The sequence below is a fragment of the Planococcus koreensis genome (genome assembly GCF_004761975.1).
Taxonomy (GTDB): Bacteria; Bacillota; Bacilli; order Bacillales_A; family Planococcaceae; genus Planococcus; species Planococcus koreensis.
The window spans coordinates 1-22283 of the sequence record NZ_RQII01000077.1 but is presented as its reverse complement, the minus strand read 5'-3'; the positions used below and the strand labels follow the sequence as shown (position 1 = coordinate 22283).

Sequence of the window (22283 nt, the reverse complement as noted above, 5' to 3'; positions counted from 1 at the left end):
AAAACCTAGACTATTTTATAATAAATTCCGGCAAACTTCAACTTTCTCATAATTGAAAACAGCTTCACCAAATTCTAACAGACACGGTTTTCCACCGATTTGCCTTCAAGGCATGCAGCAATTGCTTGTGCATTCATTTCCATCATCGCCAATCGCGTCTGGACGGTAGCGCTTCCGATATGCGGCAGCACCGTCAAGTTCGGCAATGACAGCAGTGGATGGTCAAGCGGCACTGGCTCTGTTTCAAAGACATCTAGGCCTGCGCCCCAGATTTTCTTCGCCTTTAGTGCTTCGTATAAGGCTTTTTCATCAACAATTCCGCCTCTCGCAACATTGATGAGGCAAGCGGTTTCTTTCATCAGAGACAATTCACGTTCCCCGATCATGCCTTGCGTTTCCTGCGTCAGCGGCGTCAAAATGACGACATAATCCGATTGCTGCAGCAAATCATCAAGCTTCGCGTATTTGACGTCTTCAAAGCTGCGCCGTGTCCGGTTATGATACAGCACGTTCATGCCAAAGCCCTGCGCGCGCCGAGCAACCGCTTCACCGATGCGGCCCATGCCGACGATGCCAAGTGTCGCGCCTCCGACGTTGCGCCCCGCCATTCCCATTGGCGACCATGATTTCCAGTCGCCTGAACGCACGGATTGCTCCGCTTCGATAATGCGGCGAGCTGTCGCCAGCAATAATGCGAATGTCAGATCCGCTGTACTTTCCGTCAGGACATCGGGCGTATTCGTTACCATGACGCCTCGTTCATGGGCTGCGTGGATATCGATATTGTTATAGCCAACAGCCAGATTCGAAACGATTTTCAAATTCGGTGCGGCTTCGAGCAATTCGCGGTCCACCTTATCGGACAGCATCGTCCATAAAGCATGTGCTTCCCCAGCCTGTTTCATGATTTCTTCCCGCGGCGCCGGCGCTTTCTCATCGTGCCACATGCGCACTTCGTAAGACTCATGCAAGCCCGAGACTGCTTCATCCGGTAATTTCTGTGTGATAAAAATGATAGGTTTCATTGGGACCCTCCGTCTCTTTATTATCAAACAATTATATCAATTTAAAAAACTGCTGGCAATTGCCGGCAGTTTTTGGAAAATCTATTTTGTTCAGTCCATTGGCCGGCTGCGGATTTTTTTCACGTAGAACCATACTGCCGCTAATGCCACGAGAACGATCAACACATAAACGACGTTGGAATAAATATCGAATTGCTCCATAATAGCTGCACGGTTTTCCCCGACTGCTTCGCCAATAAAAACGAGGACTGTGTTCCAGAGCAAAGTACCGAGCGTCGTAAAGGTGATGAATAGCCAGAATTTCGTGTTCGCCATACCTGCCGGGATCGAAATCAAGCTTCGGATCAGCGGAATCAGGCGAGCGAAAAAGATGGTCCAAATGCCGTAGCGGTCGAACCAGGCATCCGCCCGGTGAATGTCTGCCCGTTTGACGCGCAGGACGCGCCCATATTTATCGACGATTTTCTCCAGCCGCTCAACATCAAGCAGCAGGCCGAGTCCATAAAGGACCACTGCGCCACTCACCGAGCCCGCTGTTGAAGCCAAAATCACTCCGGGAATCGTCATATTGGTAGTGGTGGTCATAAAGCCCCCCACTGTCAAAATGACTTCCGAAGGAATTGGCGGAAACACATTTTCCAACATGATAAGAAAAAATATACCAAAATAACCGTAATCAGACATGACGTCTATAATCCATTGTTCCATTTGCTGTCTCCTTTACTGCTCTTTCCCGAACTTCATTTTTACCGACCATAATTCCGAGCGGCTGCCAATCCGAATCGGCGGCCCCCAGAATCCGAATCCCGAAGAAACAAGAAAATGGGTTTTCTCGATCAAGCGGTGGCCATAATCCAACTCGAACACTTTTTTGGTGATCCAGCCATTCGGCCACATCTGCCCTTTATGGGTGTGGCCGGAAATGTGAAAGTCCGCTCCCAGCTGCACCGGCATTTTCAAATCCGATGGCGTATGGTCCATGACAATCCATGGAAAGTCTTTTTTTGGCTCGAGCGTCTTGAGCGGATGGCGTTTTCCATTGGTTCGGTCTTCCCGTCCCGTTAAATAAAAACGTTCCGCAACCAAAATAGTTTCATCACGCAAAATCCGGACTCCGGAATCTTCCATCACTTTGACGAGCAGCGGAATTTTACGGCCGTAATATTCATGGTTGCCCAGAACGCCGTATACGCCGAAGAGCGCAGTCAATCGCTCCATTTCTTCCTGCATGCCATAGCGTGCGTACCATACCGGATCGTCATCGACCAAATCCCCCGCTAAAAAAACAGCATCCGGCTTCAACGCATTTGCCCTGTCGACAAAACGCTTTAAATGCCGTTTCCCTGACAATACGCCCAGATGAAAATCCGAGCCTACGACGACATGCAGCGGTTCTGCCGGCACATCGCCAACCGTTATCTCCAGCTCGCGCACAGCCGGGCTATATGCTAAATAAGAGCCAATCAGTAAAATCCCAAGCATTATTACCGCAACGGCATTGCCGATATAAAATGCTTCACGCGGCCACTCCACCAAAACGCTCACCAAGTTCGCGACAGGAAACAACACGATTGCGTATTGCAAAAAGGCAAACCAATATGAGCCGATGACGGTAAATGCCAACCAGTTATGGCCGATGCGGCCGATAAAGAAACTGAAAGCAATAATCGCCCATAGGCCAGCAAACAGCCACGGTTCCAAGGAGATCCATGAAGCAACCCATAAATACGTATTCCATCCCAAATAACCGATAAGTGCCATATAAATGCTCAAAGCACCAGCAATGGCGACGAACTGTTTCATACACTTTTTCCTCTTTTCCTGCTGTCTAAAAATTATTATAGCACTTACTTGAAAAAGTACCTTCCCGAACACCACTACACCCCAAGACCTAGTCAAAGATGCAGTCAGGGTCCGTATTCTGAAAACGGTGTGCTTGTTAAGATGAAGATACAAATTGAGAGGAGGAAATAACAATGAATAAGTTTTGGATGATCACACTCGGCATCATCGCCGGAATCATCGTCTTGTCGAATCTGGGGGCAATTGTCGGGCTTGCAGTATCCGCGTTGATCCTGTATGCAGGGATCCATTATTACCTGCGAAGCATTTCACTTGCCGCTAAAATCTGGTGGGGCATCGTCGGTGCCGTCGGTGCAATTTCAGCCATTTCGAATGTCCCTGCTTTGCTTGGCGTCGCGGCAGCAGCCGGTCTATGGATGATTTACCGCAACTGGAACGGACGCCCTGTTGCGTTTCAAGACGCAAAAGACCCTTTCACAAACTTTGAAAACCAATGGCAGAAACTAAACAAATAAGGAGGAATCGGCATGACAACTTTATGGGAACGCTTAAAATTCGCTGTAGCCACTGACATGGACATGGTGATGACGAAAAAAGAAGAAAAAAATCCACTGGCTGCTTTGAACCACTTTATTGCGGAAGCCCAAAAACAGACGGAAATGACAGGCAAATGGGTGGAACGCCAAGCCCAGCTGACAGTGAAACTGGAACAGGAGCTGGCGGAAGCATCCGCGATGGCTGAGAAGCGCAAGGCGCAGCTCGAGCTCGCACAAGCTTCAGGTGAAAGCGACTTGTCAAGGTTTGCTGAACTGGAAGTTGCAGCTTATTCGAATCGTGTCAGCGAATTGGAACATAGCCTTGCAGAAAATCTTGAGGAAATCACCCGTCTGGAGCAGCGATTCGAAGAAATGCAGCATAAAGTAAAAGACATGAAATTGCGTCAGCTGCAATTGATGGGGAAAGAGAATGCTGCTCGCGCGCATTATCAGATGGACAAAGTGCTGGCTTCCGGCTTTGAAGCGGAAACTTTGGAATCAGATAATATGTCCGCATTCATCGGCGGCCTCGGCAGCGAAGCCGAAGAGGTGCACCAACGCTCAACGATGGAGCATCGCTTGGAATCACTTGAAAAAAACAGCGCACAGCAAAAAGAAATTGGGTAAACTAGAGTGAGAAGAAGGTTTCCTTCTTCTCGCTTTTCCGCTGCAAAGAAGGAGGCAAAAAACATGTTGGACCACTTGGCCACCAATAAAAAAGCACTGATTTTATGGAGCGCTTTATTGCTCATTTTTATAGAAGTTGCCTTTTTCGGAAATGGCAGCATATTTTTGGTTCTTCTTGGCCTCGGAATCTTGTATTACGCGATGAACAAAGAGCAAGAGTCCCGCAAAGCTTATGTTTGGACCGCCGTCATCTTAATCGGCATTGCCGTGCTGTCGATGTGGAGTTTAAGGCTGATCGTTTTTGCGGTGGCCATTTACTTGCTGATCCGCCTTTGGAAAGGTGAGGAGTGGGAGCAGCAGCTGCCAATCGGCGGCGGCGTTGACAAAGGGCTGATTCAAAATAAATTTTTCGCAGCCCAGCAAACACCGATTGAAGCATATGAATGGAAAGATATACACATCCAAGGAATTGCCGGCGATCTGCTTATTGACGCAACCCAGACGGTGCTGCCAAAACGGACATCGTTGATTTCGATTCGCCAAGGCTTCGGCAAAGTGAAAATCATCGTTCCCTATGAAGTTCCGGTACGCGTCTACTACTCTGCCATTCTTGGCGATGCCCGCTTTTTCAACGGCGCCAAAGAACGAATTTGGAACGGTTCTCTTCATGCAGAGGATGGCTATCCTGATGACGGCAAAGTTGAAATGATCATTTCAATCACTACGTGGATGGGAGATGTCGAGGTGATCCGCCGATGAGACAGATCCTGCCGCGCGGCCTTTTCTTCATGGCCTTGTTCGCTTTTATCGTATTTTGCATCCTGGCAGTGCTGCTGGGGCTTCCTACCTTCACTGCCTGGTCCGTGCTGTGGGAAGATTTCGTTGCCGGTCTGCCGTTCGGCATCTGGCTGCTCGTTTTGGTGCTTGCGCTTTCAATCGGCATTGCCTGGTGGTCGGAATCGATGTCACGCGCAAAAGTACAGGATATCGAGGAAATTTTCCAAGCTTTGCTGCGCAACGAAGACCACATTGTCATTGAAGCTGCTCATATGAAATCGCTGCCTGCCAATTTGGCTTCTTCTATTTTAAAACTCCAGAAGTTGCTGGAATCTCAGCGCAGAAGCTTAGCCCGCATTTCCAATGAACGCGCGGAAACCCAGGACAAAGTGATTCAGGAACGCCTGATCATGGAACGCCAGCGGCTGGCGCGCGAATTACATGATTCGGTATCACAGCAATTATTTGCCGCATCGATGCTCCTGTCTTCCATGACAGAGCGTGAACAGGCTGCTCCCGCACTATTGCAGACGGAAAAAATGGTTCAGCAGGCACAATTGGAGATGCGCGCGTTGCTGCTCCATCTCCGCCCGGCAGCGCTGCACAATAAAACCTTGCGACAAGGATTGGCTGAACTGATCGCCGAACTGAAGGAAAAAGTCTATTTCGACATCGATTCCAAATTGGAAGAAGTCCCTTTGCCAAAAGGCGCAGAAGACCATCTCTTCCGCATCGCCCAGGAAACGCTTTCGAATACACTGCGCCATTCCAAAGCCACTGAAGTCCATATCCTTTTTGTCGAACGGGATAATTTCGCTATTCTGCGCATCCAGGACAACGGTGTAGGCTTTGAAAGCGACCAATCAAAATCCACTTCATATGGCTTGAAGCATATCGAAGAACGGGCCATTGAAATCGGCGCCGTCAGCAAAATCGTTTCTGTGCCTTCTGAGGGCACAATCATTGAAGTGAAAGTCCCTATTGAAAGGAAGGTTTCCGATGATTCGAATCTTATTAGCCGATGATCATGAGATGGTCCGAATCGGCGTTTCCGCCTATCTCCAATCGCAGCCGGATATGGAAGTCGCCGGCGAGGCAGTAAATGGTGAAGAAGCTGTAAAGATGGCGCTCGAATTGCGGCCGGATGTTATTTTGATGGATATGGTCATGCCCGTCATGAACGGCGCAGAAGCGACCGACGCCATCATCACCCAATGGCCGGAAGCGAAAATCATGATTGTCACCAGCTTTCCTGACGACGACAAAGTTTATCCTGCATTGAAAGCCGGTGCGGTCAGCTATATTCTGAAAACGTCCAAAGCATCCCGCATCGCGGAATCCATCCGCTCGACGATGAGTGGCACACCGGTCCTTGAACCGGAAGTGATGACCAAGATGATGAAGCAGATGCGCCACAGCCATGTTCCTCATGAAGATTTGACAGACCGCGAAATGGAGATTTTGCTGCTGATTGCATCGGGCTACAGCAATCAGGAAATTGCGGATAAGTTGTTCATCGCGCTGAAAACAGTCAAGACCCATGTCAGCAATCTGTTGGCGAAGCTCGAAGTCCATGACCGCACCCAGGCGGCCATCTATGCGTATCAGCACCGCCTCATTTCCCCTCCACAATGAGGGGTTATTTTTTTACAAAAAAAAAGCTGGAAGCATGGGCTTCCAACTTTTTTCAGATTCCATTTAAGACGGCACGACGATGTAATAAACGCTTGCTAAAAATAAGAACGCCAGGAATGCCGCCAAATACGCTTTCTTATTGGTGAAGTTCTGTGTTGTTTTCAAGATTTTTGCACTGACGAAATACATCCATACAATGCCTGCCACCAGCAGAGCGGCGACAATGAAGGTGCCTTCTCCCCAACCGGCTAAGTATGGGACACCCAGCAACCCGGGAAGCAGCGCAACAGGGGAAGCCAGATTGATTTCCTTGAACAGCGCTTTGCCGCCCAACCCTTTTGCCCCCGCCCATAGCAGCAGCGCAAGTCCGATTTTCGTGATAAACGCCGACAATAGGCCAAAAAGGATGAAAATCAGCGGCACTAGGACATTTTGCAGCACGGGTGAATCGAAGTTCGCTATGTATGAGGCATTCGACGCGATTGATATCGCGCCGTAGCCCACTCCGGTAAACAGCAAAATGAGATTGCTGATCACTTTGATGTTCGGTGAGTTTAAAAATGCCCCAAAATATGTTTCATTCAACACCACCATATTTCTGACCATTTTAATCACTCCTTTTTCCATTCTTACATGCCCCAAGGCATCAATGCCCAGACAGCAACAACCGCGGATAATACGACCGTGATGCCCGCACCGACTTTGCTGTTGTAGCGGTAAGTTTTAATGTCTTTCCAGCCGTGGATCCGTTCGACCAATTCGATATCCGATTGCTTGGTCAAGTTTTTCGCCAGTGACGGCATGCGGTTCGTGATATACGACACCACAATCAGCAAGATAAAACTTACGGGAACGGCAAGCATTGCGCCTGAAAGCCCCATGCCGTCTGTCACAGCATGTCCAGTCAAGACAATGCTCGGGAAGACGAAAGGCGACACGACAATGTACAGAATGCCGCCGACGATTGAAGCCGCCATAGCACCGTATTTATTGGCTTCTTTCCACCATACGCCGACGATGATAAGCGGCGCGTTCGTCACTCCAGCAAGGCCGAATGCCCACAGGATACTGACCACCAGGAATGCGGGCGGTTGGATTGCCAATAGAATACTGACGACGCCGCCAAGGAAAATCGCCACAAACCCGAGTCGCAAATTCACACGCTGGGAAATATTCGGCTTCAAAGTAGCGACAATGTCTTGGGACAGCAAAGCGCCGATTGCCAGCAAGTTTCCGCTCAAGGTAGATACCCCGGCTGAAATGGCTCCGGCGATAACCAATGCTGTAACCCAGTCAGGGTTATAAACCAAATTGAGGATGATCGTCAATTTGTCCGCATCTTCTGGAGAAATCTGCAGCCCTTGTGTGGTCGTTGCAAAGACTCCGACAAACCCCATCGCGTAAGTGGCTGAAAATACCAATCCGAGGATAAAGGCGAACCAGACCATCGCTGCCCGTGCGCTCTTCAGGTTTGAAGCCGTGTAAACGCGCATCGCTAAATGGGGAAGCCCCAAAGCACCGATTGTCAGAGCCGGGATGATTGAGAAATACCATTTTGGTGAAAATTGATAATCGAAGAAAGTCGGCAATGCGTCCAGCATTGCCGGAACCATATCTGCGTACAATAATGGCGGGAAATACCAGCCAGTGCCGCCGACTGCTTTCATGATTGCCCCTAAAGGAACGATGAACATCAAGGCCATGATAACCATCTGGATTGCCGCGTTATTGGTCGCTCCTGCCATGCCTCCTACTGTGATATAGCCGACAATAAGCAATCCGCCGACGATCAAGCCCGTCAAATAAGGAATGCCCAATAATGTTTCGAACGTCACGGCGATGCCGATCATCTGCCCGAGCGCATACATGATGGAAACGAGGATCATGAACAGCGCGGCAATGATGGAAGCCGATTTGCCGTAGCGGTCGCGGATAAAGTGCGTCGGCGAAAACGCACCCATGCGGCGAAGGCTTGTGCCGTAAATGATCGTAATCAGCGGAATTGCTAAGATCAGCTGGATCCACAGCATGATAAATGGTACCTGCAATTGAAGAATAAGTGCGGTAATTCCTAGAAATGTCGCTAAACTCATATACGTAGCCGACATTGCCAAGCCGTTGACAAGCGCTCCTGTATTTGAATTGCCGACATATAATTCTTTAGCGGAAGTACTTTTGCGGTTCGATATAAAACCGACTATGTAAAATAACAGGAACGTGGCGATAATGACGCCCAATCCCATCCAAGGATTATCTAATTGCCAGTTTTGGTTTTCCATCCGTTACACCCCTTCCGTATCGCGGGAGTTGTCGAGCAAATCATTTTCTGCGTCGATTTCATCATCGATGCGATTGCCAATAATACCTGCAACAATCGTTAATAGGAACACACCGAACCACCCCATTAGGATCGGCAAAATGTACTTTAATGGAAACCCTAAGAAAATTGCATCGGTTGGAAATATCGAGAAAATCAGCCCAACATTTCCTACCAGGATGAAAGCCGCTGTCATCCAAATAGTGAACTGCACTTCTTTTTTGTACGCCTTCATATACTCTCCCCCATTTCGTGAAATAAACTACTGCCCCTTTGCATAAACAGCTGAGCGAACGCTCAGTTTCAACCCAGAAATTCCCTCCCTTTCTTTATTTTAAGAGTATTGACCTTTTGATTGTAACCGCTTTCCCAATTTTAAGTCAATCGAATTTTCTAATAATTATAATAACTTATGTATACTTCATAATCCGAACTAAATAGAAGCCAGCCTATAGCAGGGGCTATAGACTGGCTTCTTCTAGCTATTATGCACTTTTAATGGTTACTGTCACTTTGAATAAATCCCCGTCTACTTCGATCTTTAAGGCTCCGCCGTGAAGATCGACAATCGATTGCGCAATAGCAAGGCCCAAACCTGAACCCTCGGTCTGCCTTGAAGCATCGCCGCGCTTAAAGCGTTCAAATAGCTCATCGGGATTTTCGCCCAGCTCATAGCGGGTGATGTTTTTGATGATGAATTCCGCCTCACCGCCCGTGCCGTTAAGCGACACGAATACACGGGTGCCCGGAAGCGCGTACTTCAGCGAATTCAAAATCAAGTTATCCAGCATCCTCCACCATTTTTGCCCATCCGCATAGATGTACAGTGGCTTGTCGCCGATCGATACACGGAAATCCAAACCGGATTGCTCAATATCTTCCGCATGCTCAGCAAGCGCCTGTTGCAGCAATTGTGCAAAATCAAGCTTTGAACGATGCAGCTCGATATTGCCGCTGGCCATTTTGGATACTTCAAACAAATCTTCAATCAGTGTTTTCAGGCGCTGTGATTTGCGGTCGAGTATGCCAGCATAGGACAAACGCTCTTCATCCGACAATACCGGCGCTTTCAACAAATCAGTATAGGTGATAATCGAAGTCAGCGGCGTGCGCAAATCATGGCTGACGTTTGTGATCAATTCCGTTTTCAGCCGCTCGCTTTTCGCCTGCTCCGACATCGATATCTTGACGCCTTCTTTTAAGCGGTTCAACTGCCGTGCATGATTGGCAAGCGGCGAAGAGCCGCGGATTGGCACCGCTTGGTTCAGCTGCCCCCTCGCCATCGCTTCTGTCTCCTGCATCAGCACATTCAAATAGCTGAAGCGCTTCAACATCAACACAAGTACCGGGATGCCGATGAACAGCGTCGCCGGCAGCCATACCAGCAGGATTCCTGGAATGATAATCGACATCATCGTGCCGAATCCCCAAAAGAAAATCACCGTCAATAAAACCAGCGATTGGACGCCGATCGATTTGTTCAAGAAAACCTGTTTCAACCCCTTCACATTGCGGTGGATAACGCTCTTTTGAAACTCCTGTTTGAACAAAGCAGGCGTTTTGTAATAGGCAGCCAGCCAAATCACCTGCAAAATCGCAAGCGCAGTGACAGCTAATGCGACGATGAACTCGCCGCCAAGGCTGAGCCCATAGCTCGCGTAGTTGGTTGACCAGCTGTTCATCAAGCTCGTGTTGAAGTTGCCTGCAGCGAATAAGGCATAAACTACCGTAAGAAAAGCTGTGAGCAGCCGCCATTCCATACGCCAGCCCGCCCATTTTTCAAACAGCGGGCTGAATGTGAACCATTCCCAGCGGAAAGGCAAAAACATTATCACTGCAATCATTACTCCCGCTACAGCTATAGACAAAAAGTAAGTAACCGACTTGATAAAATTGAATTGATTGAAGCTGCTGCTGCTATCTGACGCTGCGAGCAGTTCGCGATCGATTTGGATCACGCCTTCAAAAGTTGCTTCGTTGACGGCCCCATCCAAATAAGAGTTAAAATAATCGGGTTCACGGTCACTCAACGGCCTTGCTGCTGTATAGTTTTTCTCAAACACTGGATTTTCCGAAAGTTCTCCTTTTGTGAAAACTTCCCCAGTTTCGGTATTTTTCAATTCATAGGCATAATAGGCGTAGTCAGCATTGAATGCAGGTTTATTGGCATTCAAATCTCTCAAGGAATTGGCGATTTCTTCCTGCCTTTCATCTTTTATTTTTCCCTCCACGACTTCATTGTCCGAAAAATTGCTTTGGATTGCCGCTATTTTGCGATCGCGTTCTTCAAGAAGAATTTTTTCTACATCTTCATTTTTTGCAGCTTTGGCCTCTTCAATATCGGCTGCATATTGGCTTTGGATATTCTCGACTTGTTCAGCGAGCGATCCGTAGCGGTTGCGGTATTCTTCTATTTCACTTTGCGTTACCGGCCGGTCTGCCAATTCTTCTGCATCAGGCGGCGCAAGTTCATAGGTGATCAAGCTATCGGTATAATAGGCGTAATCCATTTTGAATTCATCGGATTCGGTGTATTGCTTGCCAAAATAACCGGGAACCGTTTCCATGAGAATAAAAAGGCCGAGAATAACAAAAGCCGTTGCTGCCAGCCATAACCATTTCTTCATCTTCAAATATCCCCTTTCGACAACAGGCGCAGCGATGCCAGCAAGTCAGCAGTTGATGTATTTTTAATCATATCCAAGATGAATGAGCAGCAGTACAGCAAAGAGAATAACGCAATAATGACTGCTGTAATCGACCATAAATCATTTTTCCATTTTGTAGCCAATGCCCCACACCACCTTCAAGTATCTTGGATTTTTTGGATCTGCTTCGATCTTTTCACGGATTTTCCGGATATGCACGGCCACGATGTTTTCTGCATTATAGGCCGGTTCGTTCCAGACGCGTTCGTAAATTTCCTGGATGGAAAAAACACGCCCGGCATTCGCCATCAATAACTCGGTCACTTTGAATTCAATCGGCGTCAATTTAATTGCCTCATTGTGCAGCGACACTTCTTTGGATTCGGAATCGAGTATAAGCCCGTCGATTTCAATGCGCTGTTTTTTATCTTCGTATGTGCCAAGGCTGACGTAGCGCCTTAACTGTGATTTCACTCTCGCCACCAGCTCCATTGGATGAAAAGGCTTCGTGACGTAATCATCTGCACCGACCGAAAGACCATGTATTTTATCGGAATCCTCCACTTTCGCACTGAGCATAATGATAGGAATATTACGTTGTTCACGTATTTTAAAAGTAGCAGCGATACCGTCCATTTTTGGCATCATGACGTCAAGGATGATCACATGCACATCATTGACGTCCAACAATTCCAGTGCTTCAAGGCCGTTTGCCGCTTTCAGCACCTTATATCCTTCGTTTTTCAAATAGATCTCGATGCCATCCCGGATATCCTGGTCATCGTCAGTCACCATTACAGTAAATTGTGCCATTTCCCCACCTCTTTCATCTCTGTAATTTATTGTAAACGAAATTTCTTAAGGGCAACTTAGGAATTTTATGAAGAAATTCTTAAGAAAACAGCGGCAATCCATAGGATGCCGCTGTTTCTCAAGAAATGGGTTTCTTTTTGGCCAATGTTAAAATGAGAATTCCGCCCAATAACAGCAGGACGCCAGCCCACGAAATCCCACTCAACCGTTCACCGACGATGAAAACACCGAGCAGCGCGGCGGTCAATGGTTCTCCGAGCGATAATGTGACTGCAGAGGAAGACGGAATGTTTTTCAAGCCGTGTGAAAAAAGAATATACGATAAGCTTGTCGCACCGATGCCCAAATAAGCCAGGACCGCCAGATTGCCTGGTTGCGCCAAATAGGAAATGTCCAGCACCCCTAAAAACGGCAGCAATGCTAATGCGCCCAGCGAAAAAATAACGGCCACCGCTGGCACCGCATCCATTCGGTCGAGCACTTTTTTACTTGAAATTGCATATCCTGCGAAAGACATGCCCGCGCCCAGCGCCAGGACAATGCCGAGGGGATCAATCACTGCTGCTTGCTTGTCGGAAAATAACAGCAGGCACCCTGCAATCGCCGATGCGGTCGCAGCGGCCCATACGCGGTCCGGCCGCCTTTTCAAGATGAGCCATTCCAATAACCCGGAAAATACCGGTGCACTGCCGATTGACGCCACCGTGCCGATGGCAATGCCAGTCAGCTGCACCGAAGAAAAGAACAGCGGCTGAAATAGCGCCATCAATGCCGCCGACACCAACGCCGCTTTCCACGGAATCTCTTTCCAACTCAATTTTTTCGCAAGCAATACAAAAGCCAGCAGCGTAAAGCCGCCGATTCCAAGCCGCATCGCACCGATTGTCAGCGGATGCGCGTTTCCTTCGATGAAACTTTGGGCAGTGCCAGTCGTGCCCCACAGCATTGCGGCCAGCAGCACCCATATGTATGGTAAATAGTTCATGAAATGCACCTCTAGGTAAAGCAAGCACTCCCGCTCGCTTATTTATTATGTATGAAAAGCCATTATCCTTGTCTGTGCCAGCCATTCTGCCATTAGCTTATCATTAATTGAATGGTTTGAGATAGCTCCCTTTTTCCATTATAATAAAAGAAAAAAGAGGAGATGATCCCATGTATATGACAGTCTCGGAAACTGCCGCTTTTCTGTCGATGCCTGAAGAACAGGTAGCTCGCTACGTGTTAGAAGGCCGCATACGCGCAGTCCATGACGGTGAACAGTACTTGGTCAACACCTCTCAGTTCGACACGCATTTCCAGCAGCTGGAGCTTGCCAAACAAGCCTTGGAAGAATGGCAAATGACACCGATTCCAGAAGACGTGGACATTAAAGACGAAGATTGACAGCTAAAATGAAGCATCCCGGCACACCAAGCCGGGATGCTTTTTACTGCTCTTTCTCTAATAAATTAACATGATCCGTCGAGCCATTTCCCCCTATGACAAACTGCAGTTCATAATCGCCTACGTAATAGATCAAGTTGGTTTCTCCCGTATCCGGAATTTTTCTTTCGGCATCAGGTTCCCCATGCTCTTGGAGCAAATCTTCCCGTGTAATCCCCCCTAGATTTGTCTGCCGCTCCACATTTGTTCCGAAGTACCTCGCTTCTTTCATCACATCATTTTCATCAAAGAGAATTTTATAAGAAGCTTGCCCCATCGATCCATGGTAGTAGTCGTATCCTCCAATCCGTTCTTCAGGTTCTGAAATTTGTGCATAGACTTCACTGCGTGTACTTTCTCCAATTGTAAAGCCGGATGACAATCTGTAAACTATGCCCTGTTCTGCATCGTTGAAAATCGCATTCAGCACATCAAGGGCCATTTGTTTCTGTACGGGTGAAATCTCTTCTCCGCCTGTCTCTCCCTTGTCTTCACCAGCATCTTCTGCTCCTGTTTCCCCGCTGGTGATCGGTTGTTCCGGAGAATCATTATCCTCTGCCTCTTCTGCAGGCTCTTCCGGAACGGGTTCGCCTGAACAGGCGGAAAATCCAAGAGCCAGTATCACGATTAGGCTAACAGCCCTTCCTTTCTTAATCATGCAGACCCCTCCTACTTTTTCACCTTTATAGCAGTAGTTGTTTCTGATCCAATATGGTTTCAATATGAAGTAAAGCATCCTGGCATTTTCCGCCGGGATGCTTTTTCTTTTAGACTATTTCGGATAGCGGATATACTGACGCTGGCCTTCGATGATTTTCTTATTGTCTTCAATCATTTTTCCGTAATTCAACTTTTTCATTTCGTTAAAATCTTCAACGATAATAAGATCGAGACCCTCTAAATTTTTACGCATTTTGTCGATGTTTTCGGTTATTCCTTTAACAAATATCCGTTCATCTTTGGTCAAATCGCTCCATCCATTTGTGCGTTCCAAGGAATTAATAAACGATCGAATCTCAGCGTTTTGGTCCAATAAGGTTTTTAACGTCAGATATTGATACATATTGACCATGATGGCTGTTTCTTGAGTTTTGCTGATATCTTCCTCAGTTATGCGGCCTCGAGCCAATACATCATCATAATAATTTTTATAGTCTTTCACTAACGCTTTGAATTTCTGCTGAACTTCCCATAATTGGACGAATGCTTCTCGGCCCTGCATTACTGCAGGCTCTTTTTCTGTGATTGCAATCCCTAGAGGTTTCGTATAAAAAGCAGCCTCTATATTTGTCCGTTCTGCTCCAACCGAAAGAATATTGGAACTTAAATCAGCGAAAAGAGATAATTTGGGCTGGGCAATCAAAGCTTCTTCAAGTTTTTCTTCTCCAGTGGTTAAGTATGCACTCGCTACGGGCTGATTATTTTTTGTAAAGCCTGCCATGTAATAAGGCGTGCCATTCACTTCCCAATAAATCGGATTAACAAAGACGGTTTCTGTCCATTTTTTATGCTTTTTCACTTTTTTTAGGAGCAACTTAGTTGTTTGATCGTCCATGAATAAATCTCTCCTTTACTAATAGGTAGCTAAATCATAGCATTAACCAAACAAGCCAGTAAACGAATTCCATCCATCAGCTATCTTACTTCCTACTTTAGAAGCTGTACTTTTAATGCCTGTCCAATTATTCGCTACATATCCAGTGAGTTTGGATACTCCCCAAAGCGCCGCTCCTCCAATAACTAAGCCAACTCCCAAAGCCTGCCCTCCCGGAATTGCAGCAGCTACAACTCCAGCACTCATCAACGTAGAACCGAAACTTGCAGTGGCATCGGAAATTTCAGCTGTTTTTTTTGCCCCACTGGCATTAGAATCATGCCAAGTATCGTATGCTCCGCCTTCTCCGAAAACTTCGCCAAATGTTTCAACTGTACCGAATACTACCCCAGCTGCTGCCGTGGCAACATTTAGCTTCCCTAAAGCTCCCATTGCCGGCGCCGCTACTGCAGCACCTTGCATTGCAGTAGCCCCGGCGGCAGATGCCTGAGTTGCCGTTCTTGCACCTTGTACCGCAGCGACTACCGTTTCGCCTTTATCATAAGCATCAATTCCGAATGTGACAGTTTCCACTACAGGATTATTTACACCTAATTTCAAGCCATTGAGCAAGACACTGGATGCAAGATATTTCATTGCGCTCCCTGCCATGCCCGAACCGCCGTCAGTCATTGACTCGCCCACTAATTCCACTTGCCCAAGCAGCACATCTTTTCCGATATAGTTGAAAACTTCATAACCTGTTGGACCTTCATTTGCATCGGTAGCAGTACCATCCGTGCCGTCTCCGCTCGTGCTGTCGCCCGACGTTCCGTCTCCGCTCGTGCCATCGCCTGACGTTCCGTCTCCGCTCGTGCCGTCACCTGACGTTCCGTCTCCGCTCGTGCCATCGCCTGACGTGCCATCGCCTTGCCACGTATCGCCTTGCCACGTATCACCGGTCCAGGTATTGCCTTGCCACGGCGTCCCTTCCCAAGTGTCGCCGCTCCACGTATCACCCGTCCAAGAATTGCCGCTCCACGGTTGAACAGAAGCAGCTGCAACCGAATAGAAGAAAGATTGAGCGACAGTCAATAAAATAATCGCAATCACTACACTTCGTTTCATTAAATTCTCCATAATGTTCCTCCCTTGTTTTACTCTTATAAGCCGACTTCTTTGTTCTCAATCGTGAACAAACTCATGTCTTCTCTCCATTTCGCTGTGAATGTCGTAAGAATCAAGTAAAACAATGGAAGGAAGATCGTATTCAAGAAAATATGGCAAATAGCAATTGCCAGGAAGGAACTAGTGATATCCAGAATAATCAACTGCAGGATATAGGAACCAATGAGTTCTGTGAAACCGAAAATTCCTATCAGCAAGACAATTTTCCAGTGATGCGCTTTAAATATCCGCGTACTTTCACGAACCGATGCCCAGACTGACTGATTGTCCATAACCGCCAGAATCGGGGCAATCGCGAATATCCCAAGCAATATGACCCCTGGAAGTATGAAGAACATAAAGCCGATTGTAATCACTATTCCTGCAACGACCGAAAACAGAAAGATATGAAAAGCTTTTAATACAAATTGGAAAAATGCCGCCCGCAGCGGATTTTCTAAACCCATTTCTTCGTTATGCCAAAAAGCCGCAAACGGCATTAAGGTGAACAAAAAAAGCGAAAATACAATATAGGCGTTATAGACGTCCGCAATCGAAAACAAAGCTCCGAAAGTCGGGGTAACCGCCAAAATATAATTAGCTGCAAAAAATTGGATCAAGATGACGGGCAGCTGAATAAACAGCACCAGCAGCAGGATGCGCTCATATTTATGGCCGAAAAAAGTTAACGCTGACCGGATTGGCCGTTCCATACCAAAACCTCCATCCTTTTTTATTGTTTTTGAAGTTGAGCCAAATGGTTTTTCCGCATGAAGGGCAGTGCCAGCCCCACCGCAATGGCAGTAAATGGGAACCCTCCGTCGCCGGACAGCCATTCCAAGACCGTGACCGGAACAAATACGCAGTAAAAGAAAATCATCAAAACCAAATAAGTTCGTTGCCATTTTTTCTGTTTGCTCATTGGAAACCTCTATTCCAGGGAGTATGTTCTCCCTTCCCATCCGGGGATTTTCTGTACAAATTTCACTTCGGGCCCTTTTGATGATTTAAAGAGATTTTCTTTAACATTTGCAAAAAAGCCGTTATAGCCGATTGCACCGGCTTCATGCGATGATTCAACAACCACTTGCCCGTCATCAAATACCGTCATGACCGCGCCGTCGAGTTCACCGCCATTGGCGATGATCGTATTGCGTGCACTTTCTTTCATTGATTTGATCCAATCGAATTCCAGCTCTTCGCTCAACTTTTTCTTCAGCATGCCGTTGCCTAAACCTTTGTCCAATTCTTTGGCCAGCATGCGGTCAAGTGCTTCGTTGCGTATTTCGTTGAGTGTATAACCTGCCATCTCGCCAGCAAGCTTTTCGGTCTCTTCATCAAGCAGTTCATCAAGGGTCTTTTCTTTCTTTTCTTCCCCGGGCTCCTCGCCTTCTTCAGGTTCCTCAGGATCCGCTTCTTCTTTTGCAGCTTCCTCTTCCTCAATAAATTCTTTCAAGTCTTTTTCATAGGTGAGGATAAATCCCGGAAGTTCTTCATACAAGGCAGCAGTGGCAGCCAGTGCTGCCTGTTGTGAAGTGGACAGCGCCTGCTCTTTCACTACCAACGCGCCTGCCAAATTCAAAATCAGCAGGAAAAGGATAATCATGATGCTGATCAGCCCCAAAACGAAAAGCGCCACATTTCCTTGTTCATTTGCAAGGCGGATCCGGATTCTGTTCATTTGATCACCTTGCCAGACGTATCAGCGCTATACGAAAATGAAGGTTTGCCCCCGCCGAACATGCTGGCCGGCAGAAAGACGAAATCGATGTTGACGTTGACGGCTGCTGTAAATTCGTTGGTGCCCGAAATTGGGGCGCCGGCAAAGCTGATGTAACTGCCCCCGGCGTCCACTATGTTCTGTGCCGCAGCCGTCGCTTCTCCCGCGTCCGCTGTCACTGAATAGACCTTTGCCGCCTCGCTTGCGGCGGATTCCGCAATCATCAAGCCATGGAACCCCGCGATAAACTGCCAGGCAATCATCATGACCGTGAAAATCAATGGCACAACCCCTAAAAATTCAATTGTCGCTGAACCTCGTTCATTCATCAGTTTTTTCATGGCCTCCACCTTTGCTGGCAGACTCCCGCTTTTCCGGCTTATCTTGCAGGGGGATGCATAAATAAGCCGAAAAAGGGGAGTCCCCTTTTTATTGTTGATCTGCTTCATCCGGATACTTTTTATCGATCTCAGTGCGCATTTTTTCAAGCCCTTGCTCTTTTACCCGGTTCAGTTCAGCAACCAGTGTTTCCCTTGACTCTTTTGCAAGCTGCTCAATTTCTGCTGCTCTCGCCGTCAAAGCGTCGACTTGTTCGAAAGTAAGGTACCCTTTCTCCCGCAACAATCCAAACACGCGGATCAGTCCTAAATGCTGCTGGTCCGTACTTGCATGCCAGCGATTTTCAAATTTTGTGATGGCCAGCCAACTGGCATTGCTGGCTGCCAGCACATCCACTTCCGAATCCACTTTCCAGGCTTCCCATCGCGCCAGTACTTCCTGGGACTGCTCGAATTCCTCTGTCAATTCCGTGCCGCTCGTGACATTCGAGAAAATGCCGTTTGCAGCCGCCGCTACATCTTTTAGCTGTTGCTGTGTTTCACTGTCTGCATTAAAGCCGATGACATTGATGATCGGCGATACATCGCTTTCAGAAAATGTTTTGGCTACAGCTACCGGGTCTCCGCCGCACGTTTCAATGCCGTCGCTGACAAGATACACCAGGTTTGTATTGGTTTTCGCATCAAGCCCGGCAAAACTTTCTTTTGCCGATTCCAACGCTCCGGCTACCGGCGTCCATCCTGCCGGCTCAAATGCATCCAATGCCTGATTGAATTTCGCCTGATCAAATGTTCCGCGCTTGTACACTTCATCGATCGCTTCGCACGAAGCGGCTTTTTGAGCTTCGGTACCGTCTCCTTCATGCCCATAAACCCGCAGCGAAACATTCGCTTCTGCCGGAACCTGGGTCATGAACTCACGGATGGCTTTTTTCGCCAAATCCATCCGGGTCTCCCCTTCGATAAGATTGGCCATCGAACCGCTTGAATCCAGGATGATTTCAACATTGTAATTTTCTTTAAAAGCAAAGCGCGGATCTGCTTCTGGTGTTCCGGACAATGCAAATTCCATTTGATCCAGGACACTCTGAGGGTCCTGAAAATCATAGGCAATGAGAGAATAAATATAATTGAAATACAAATCCATTTCTTCTTCAGAGGCATCTTCCGGCAATGGCGGAACTTCTCCGAATTCTTCCAGGAAAGCTTCTTCGACTTGCTTCCGTTCTTCTGAGCTGACGACATAGATATCATTGATTTTTCCTGAACGCTGATCGATCAAATCTTTTTCGTCTGTCGGTAGAGGCAGCATTTCCTTTTCTGCAAGAATCGCTGCCAAGCCTTCTCCATTTTCTATCGCTGCTTCTTCAGGAGCCTCTTGTGTTTTTGGCTCTTGTTGTTCGGTGGCTTCCGCTTGAGGCTTTTCTGGCTGCGCTTGTTCCTGGCAGCCTGCCAGAAACACAGCAAGCAAGCCCACCAGCAAGTATCTTGTTTGCTTCATCGGATGCTCCTTTCTAAACTGGCAATAACCAAACAGGAGGGGTTAAGCCCCTCCTCCGATTTTGCTGATGAATCCTTCAAATTTTGAAACGAGTGTATCGCCAAAACCTCCACCTGCGAACGCTTGGGAAACAACTCCCACGACAATGACGATGACTGCTGCAATGCCGATCCATTCCAATGTTTGAGATCCTCTTTCATTTGCCACTTTCGCTTGTACCGATGATGCCAATTGCAGGCTAAGTTCGTTTAATTTTTTTTGCATGTCAATTCCTCCTAAGTTTTTAATCCAAAATGTTGAATATGCTGTTTTCTCCGTAAATCATGTTCAAAAGCATCAGCCCCGCGATCATCATGATCGAAACCGGTGCGACGACAAATGTCGTGACGAGCGTCACTTTCGGCGATGCTTTTGCTGCCAGCTCTTTGACGCGTTCCTGCCTCAGCAAGCGCATGTCTTCTGCCTGAATCTTGAAGGTTGTTGCAATCGGCACACCCAGCTTCATGCCTTGCAACAGAGATTTGATCAGTTGCTGGAATTCTTCATTGTCGTTGCGTTCCAGCAAGTTTCGATAAGCCGTTTCACGCTGCACTCCCAAGTCTATTTCTTGCATGAAGCGCATAAATTCTTCCTGGAGCGGACCGTCGAAAAAGCGAATCACCTCCCTTAATGCCTGATCCATGCTGACCCCCGCCTGAATACTGGTGCTGATCGTATCCAGGAAATCCGGAAGGTCCCGGCTCAGTTTCTCCTGCCTCATTTTGGCTTGGCGCCTGACGATGTAGATCGGGGTGAAATAGCCGATCAGCGGCAGAAACACTAGGCCGTATTTGGAAAGCGGGAAGCCGATGACGAAAGCCAGCATCGCCGCGAAAAAACCGATGATAAACAAAAGGATTTTCAGCCCTTGGAAGCGGGCCAATGTGAGGTTGTAGGGATTTCCTGACTTTTTCAGCCAATCCGCAACTTCAATGTTTTCGCTGAAAAAGTTAATACGCTGCCCAAGCTCTGCAAATTCATCTGCATGGCCTGTCATGCGCTGAAACAGATTCGCTTTCTGCTTCCGTTTTTTCTTCTTTTTATCAAATGCATCAATGCTGGTCAGTTCTGAGACGTGGGCCAGCACGCCGCGTTTTTCTTGCACATAGACCGACCAGTTTCGGATGCCCAGCACCACCATGAACCAGAACACAATTACCGTAAAAATTATGAGAGCATCCAAGCTAATCACCTACACTTTTATATTTGTAATCTGGCGTATGAGGAAAAACGATAGAATAATTCCTAGGCCGAATGCAATCATCAAGACAATGCCGATGGGCGTGGTCAGAGGATCTGTAAAGCCTTCTATTATGTTGTTCATGAACAATAAGATGAAAATCGGCATTGCGGGAACGATCAATGAAATATAGCGCTGTTCCGACGTCATCGTCTGAATGGTCTGGTGCAATAATTTGCGGTCTTCCAAGGTATGCGACATCGTTTCCAATGTCGTCGCCAAGTTCCCGCCCGTTCTTTTTTGTATCAATAGAGTGGCGATAAACAACTGGAAGTCCCTCGACTCATTTCTTTTCTGCACGGATCGCAGCGCTGTTTCAAATGGTACGCCAAGTTTTAATTCATTGGAGAGGCGTTTGAATTCGTCTTTTGCCGGTTCATTGACTTCCCTGGCCACCAGGTCAATTCCTTGCGTAATCGTCATGCCTGATCTTGCGGCGTTTGCCAGTAACCGGCACACTTCGCTCAATTGGCTATTCAATCGCTCTTCATACTTGTTCTTGCGGATATAAAACAATAAAAAGTGGCTTCCCACCAGAATGCCTGCTGTCAGAATGATGCTCGGCAGTGCAGCCATACTAAAAATCATGTTGAACACGACATAAAACATTAAAATGCCGAGTGCGTGCATTCCGATATACTCAGAAGCAAGCAAATTGACATTTGCGCTCTTCAATTTTCTAGCCAGCCCTTGAGACATTTCTGACTCATCAAAGCGATCGCCCCAAACGCTGATTGCACTTTTTCTTTTTTCTTCGGGATACCATGTTTTCAGCTTTTTCTTCCATTCCTGCTTTTTCCGGCGATAATCGAGAAATAGATAGCAGCCAAACAGCAATGCCAAAACTGCTGCCCCATATAAGATGCCAATGCTTAAGTCCATTGCGCCACCTCTTCCCGCTTGTTGAAGATGGCTTCATCAAGCTCGATGCCGAACATCCTCAAATGCTCCCGAAGAAAAATACGCCGCAAGACACGCTGCAGCGCCCAACGACGATGTACGGCGTCAACAAAGTGGCCGGCGAATTATTTATGCGATTATTATTTCCAGAAATTCGGCATCGATACACGCGGCGTTCGCTTTCCTGGACTGGTGTCCTACGTGGCACAGCCAGGCGGCGGCACGACGGATTACGCAG

General features: G+C 47.5%; 27 protein-coding genes and 1 pseudogene. 7 read left to right on the top strand and 21 right to left on the bottom strand.

Annotation, left to right across the window (positions count from 1 at the left end; genetic code table 11):
* Positions 1-74 precede the first annotated feature (74 nt).
* The 3 genes from EGV91_RS16675 to EGV91_RS16665 form a co-directional block, all read right to left on the bottom strand.
* A complete protein-coding gene (locus EGV91_RS16675; protein ID WP_135505725.1) occupies positions 75-1025 on the bottom strand; it encodes a 2-hydroxyacid dehydrogenase in 951 nt (316 codons plus the stop codon).
* A gap of 90 nt (positions 1026-1115) precedes the next feature.
* Positions 1116-1733 carry a DedA family protein gene (locus EGV91_RS16670; protein WP_135505722.1) on the bottom strand — a complete coding sequence of 206 codons (618 nt, stop codon included), beginning with the start codon at positions 1731-1733 and terminating at the stop codon, positions 1116-1118.
* A 12-nt stretch (positions 1734-1745) separates the two neighbouring features.
* The gene (locus EGV91_RS16665) at positions 1746-2828 is read right to left on the bottom strand and encodes a metallophosphoesterase (protein WP_135505720.1); all 1083 of its coding nucleotides are present in this window, start codon (positions 2826-2828) and stop codon (positions 1746-1748) included.
* Positions 2829-3001: 173 nt separating this feature from the next.
* Between EGV91_RS16665 and EGV91_RS16660 the strand changes: the two genes are divergently transcribed.
* From EGV91_RS16660 to EGV91_RS16640, 5 genes are all read left to right on the top strand, one after another.
* On the top strand, positions 3002-3343 hold the full coding sequence (locus EGV91_RS16660; RefSeq protein WP_135505718.1) for a lmo0954 family membrane protein: 342 nt from the start codon (positions 3002-3004) through the stop codon (positions 3341-3343).
* Positions 3344-3355: 12 nt separating this feature from the next.
* Positions 3356-3991, top strand: a complete 636-nt coding sequence (locus tag EGV91_RS16655; protein ID WP_135505716.1) for a PspA/IM30 family protein — start codon at positions 3356-3358, stop codon at positions 3989-3991.
* A 63-nt stretch (positions 3992-4054) separates the two neighbouring features.
* The gene (gene liaF, locus EGV91_RS16650) at positions 4055-4750 is read left to right on the top strand and encodes a cell wall-active antibiotics response protein LiaF (protein WP_135505714.1); all 696 of its coding nucleotides are present in this window, start codon (positions 4055-4057) and stop codon (positions 4748-4750) included.
* The gene (locus EGV91_RS16645) at positions 4747-5793 is read left to right on the top strand and encodes a sensor histidine kinase (RefSeq protein ID WP_135505712.1); all 1047 of its coding nucleotides are present in this window, start codon (positions 4747-4749) and stop codon (positions 5791-5793) included. The genes liaF and EGV91_RS16645 overlap by 4 nt, the downstream gene beginning before the upstream one ends.
* Positions 5768-6403: a response regulator transcription factor gene (locus tag EGV91_RS16640; protein WP_135505710.1), complete on the top strand. Its 636-nt coding sequence runs from the start codon at positions 5768-5770 to the stop codon at positions 6401-6403. Before EGV91_RS16645 ends, EGV91_RS16640 begins: the two co-directional genes overlap by 26 nt.
* 63 nt (positions 6404-6466) lie before the next feature.
* Here EGV91_RS16640 and EGV91_RS16635 read toward each other — a convergent pair whose 3' ends face one another.
* The 7 genes from EGV91_RS16635 to EGV91_RS16610 form a co-directional block, all read right to left on the bottom strand.
* Complete coding sequence (locus EGV91_RS16635; protein ID WP_241666211.1) at positions 6467-7009, bottom strand: hypothetical protein; 543 nt, start codon at positions 7007-7009, stop codon at positions 6467-6469.
* 23 nt (positions 7010-7032) lie between these two features.
* Complete coding sequence (locus EGV91_RS16630; RefSeq protein ID WP_135505706.1) at positions 7033-8682, bottom strand: solute symporter family protein; 1650 nt, start codon at positions 8680-8682, stop codon at positions 7033-7035.
* Positions 8683-8685: 3 nt separating this feature from the next.
* On the bottom strand, positions 8686-8955 hold the full coding sequence (locus EGV91_RS16625; RefSeq protein ID WP_135505704.1) for a hypothetical protein: 270 nt from the start codon (positions 8953-8955) through the stop codon (positions 8686-8688).
* A 250-nt stretch (positions 8956-9205) separates the two neighbouring features.
* Positions 9206-11347, bottom strand: coding sequence for a sensor histidine kinase (locus EGV91_RS16620; RefSeq protein WP_135505702.1), 2142 nt, complete (start codon positions 11345-11347; stop codon positions 9206-9208).
* Between the two features lie 2 nt (positions 11348-11349).
* Positions 11350-11511 (bottom strand): hypothetical protein, encoded by a 162-nt coding sequence (locus tag EGV91_RS17170; protein WP_158290636.1) that lies wholly within the window; start codon positions 11509-11511, stop codon positions 11350-11352.
* On the bottom strand, positions 11489-12181 hold the full coding sequence (locus EGV91_RS16615) for a response regulator transcription factor (protein WP_135505700.1): 693 nt from the start codon (positions 12179-12181) through the stop codon (positions 11489-11491). Before EGV91_RS16615 ends, EGV91_RS17170 begins: the two co-directional genes overlap by 23 nt.
* A gap of 118 nt (positions 12182-12299) precedes the next feature.
* Positions 12300-13166, bottom strand: coding sequence for a DMT family transporter (locus EGV91_RS16610; RefSeq protein WP_135505698.1), 867 nt, complete (start codon positions 13164-13166; stop codon positions 12300-12302).
* A 170-nt stretch (positions 13167-13336) separates the two neighbouring features.
* Between EGV91_RS16610 and EGV91_RS16605 the strand changes: the two genes are divergently transcribed.
* Positions 13337-13567, top strand: coding sequence for an excisionase family DNA-binding protein (locus EGV91_RS16605; RefSeq protein WP_135505696.1), 231 nt, complete (start codon positions 13337-13339; stop codon positions 13565-13567).
* 43 nt (positions 13568-13610) lie between these two features.
* Here the strand turns inward: EGV91_RS16605 and EGV91_RS16600 are convergent, their stop codons facing one another.
* The 11 genes from EGV91_RS16600 to EGV91_RS16550 all read right to left on the bottom strand — a co-directional run bounded on the left by EGV91_RS16600 (position 13611) and on the right by EGV91_RS16550 (position 22027).
* Positions 13611-14264 (bottom strand): DUF4309 domain-containing protein, encoded by a 654-nt coding sequence (locus EGV91_RS16600; RefSeq protein ID WP_158290635.1) that lies wholly within the window; start codon positions 14262-14264, stop codon positions 13611-13613.
* Positions 14265-14378: 114 nt separating this feature from the next.
* Positions 14379-15161: a hypothetical protein gene (locus EGV91_RS16595; RefSeq protein WP_135505692.1), complete on the bottom strand. Its 783-nt coding sequence runs from the start codon at positions 15159-15161 to the stop codon at positions 14379-14381.
* A 42-nt stretch (positions 15162-15203) separates the two neighbouring features.
* Positions 15204-16280 carry a hypothetical protein gene (locus EGV91_RS16590; RefSeq protein WP_135505690.1) on the bottom strand — a complete coding sequence of 359 codons (1077 nt, stop codon included), beginning with the start codon at positions 16278-16280 and terminating at the stop codon, positions 15204-15206.
* A 23-nt stretch (positions 16281-16303) separates the two neighbouring features.
* Entirely contained in the window at positions 16304-17020 is a 717-nt protein-coding gene (locus tag EGV91_RS16585) for a YciC family protein (RefSeq protein WP_135505688.1), read from the bottom strand.
* A 20-nt stretch (positions 17021-17040) separates the two neighbouring features.
* Entirely contained in the window at positions 17041-17229 is a 189-nt protein-coding gene (locus tag EGV91_RS16580; protein ID WP_135505686.1) for a hypothetical protein, read from the bottom strand.
* Between the two features lie 9 nt (positions 17230-17238).
* Positions 17239-17988: a pilus assembly protein TadG-related protein gene (locus tag EGV91_RS16575; RefSeq protein ID WP_135505684.1), complete on the bottom strand. Its 750-nt coding sequence runs from the start codon at positions 17986-17988 to the stop codon at positions 17239-17241.
* Positions 17985-18368: a TadE/TadG family type IV pilus assembly protein gene (locus EGV91_RS16570; protein WP_158290634.1), complete on the bottom strand. Its 384-nt coding sequence runs from the start codon at positions 18366-18368 to the stop codon at positions 17985-17987. The genes EGV91_RS16575 and EGV91_RS16570 overlap by 4 nt, the downstream gene beginning before the upstream one ends.
* 88 nt (positions 18369-18456) lie before the next feature.
* Positions 18457-19866 carry a VWA domain-containing protein gene (locus EGV91_RS16565; protein WP_135505680.1) on the bottom strand — a complete coding sequence of 470 codons (1410 nt, stop codon included), beginning with the start codon at positions 19864-19866 and terminating at the stop codon, positions 18457-18459.
* 42 nt (positions 19867-19908) lie between these two features.
* On the bottom strand, positions 19909-20130 hold the full coding sequence (locus EGV91_RS16560) for a hypothetical protein (protein ID WP_135505678.1): 222 nt from the start codon (positions 20128-20130) through the stop codon (positions 19909-19911).
* A gap of 19 nt (positions 20131-20149) precedes the next feature.
* Complete coding sequence (locus EGV91_RS16555; RefSeq protein ID WP_135505676.1) at positions 20150-21088, bottom strand: type II secretion system F family protein; 939 nt, start codon at positions 21086-21088, stop codon at positions 20150-20152.
* 9 nt (positions 21089-21097) lie between these two features.
* On the bottom strand, positions 21098-22027 hold the full coding sequence (locus EGV91_RS16550) for a type II secretion system F family protein (protein WP_135505674.1): 930 nt from the start codon (positions 22025-22027) through the stop codon (positions 21098-21100).
* A 68-nt stretch (positions 22028-22095) separates the two neighbouring features.
* Between EGV91_RS16550 and EGV91_RS16545 the strand changes: the two are divergent.
* Positions 22096-22283 (top strand): annotated as a pseudogene (locus tag EGV91_RS16545) (NAD-dependent epimerase/dehydratase family protein); the annotation flags it as partial.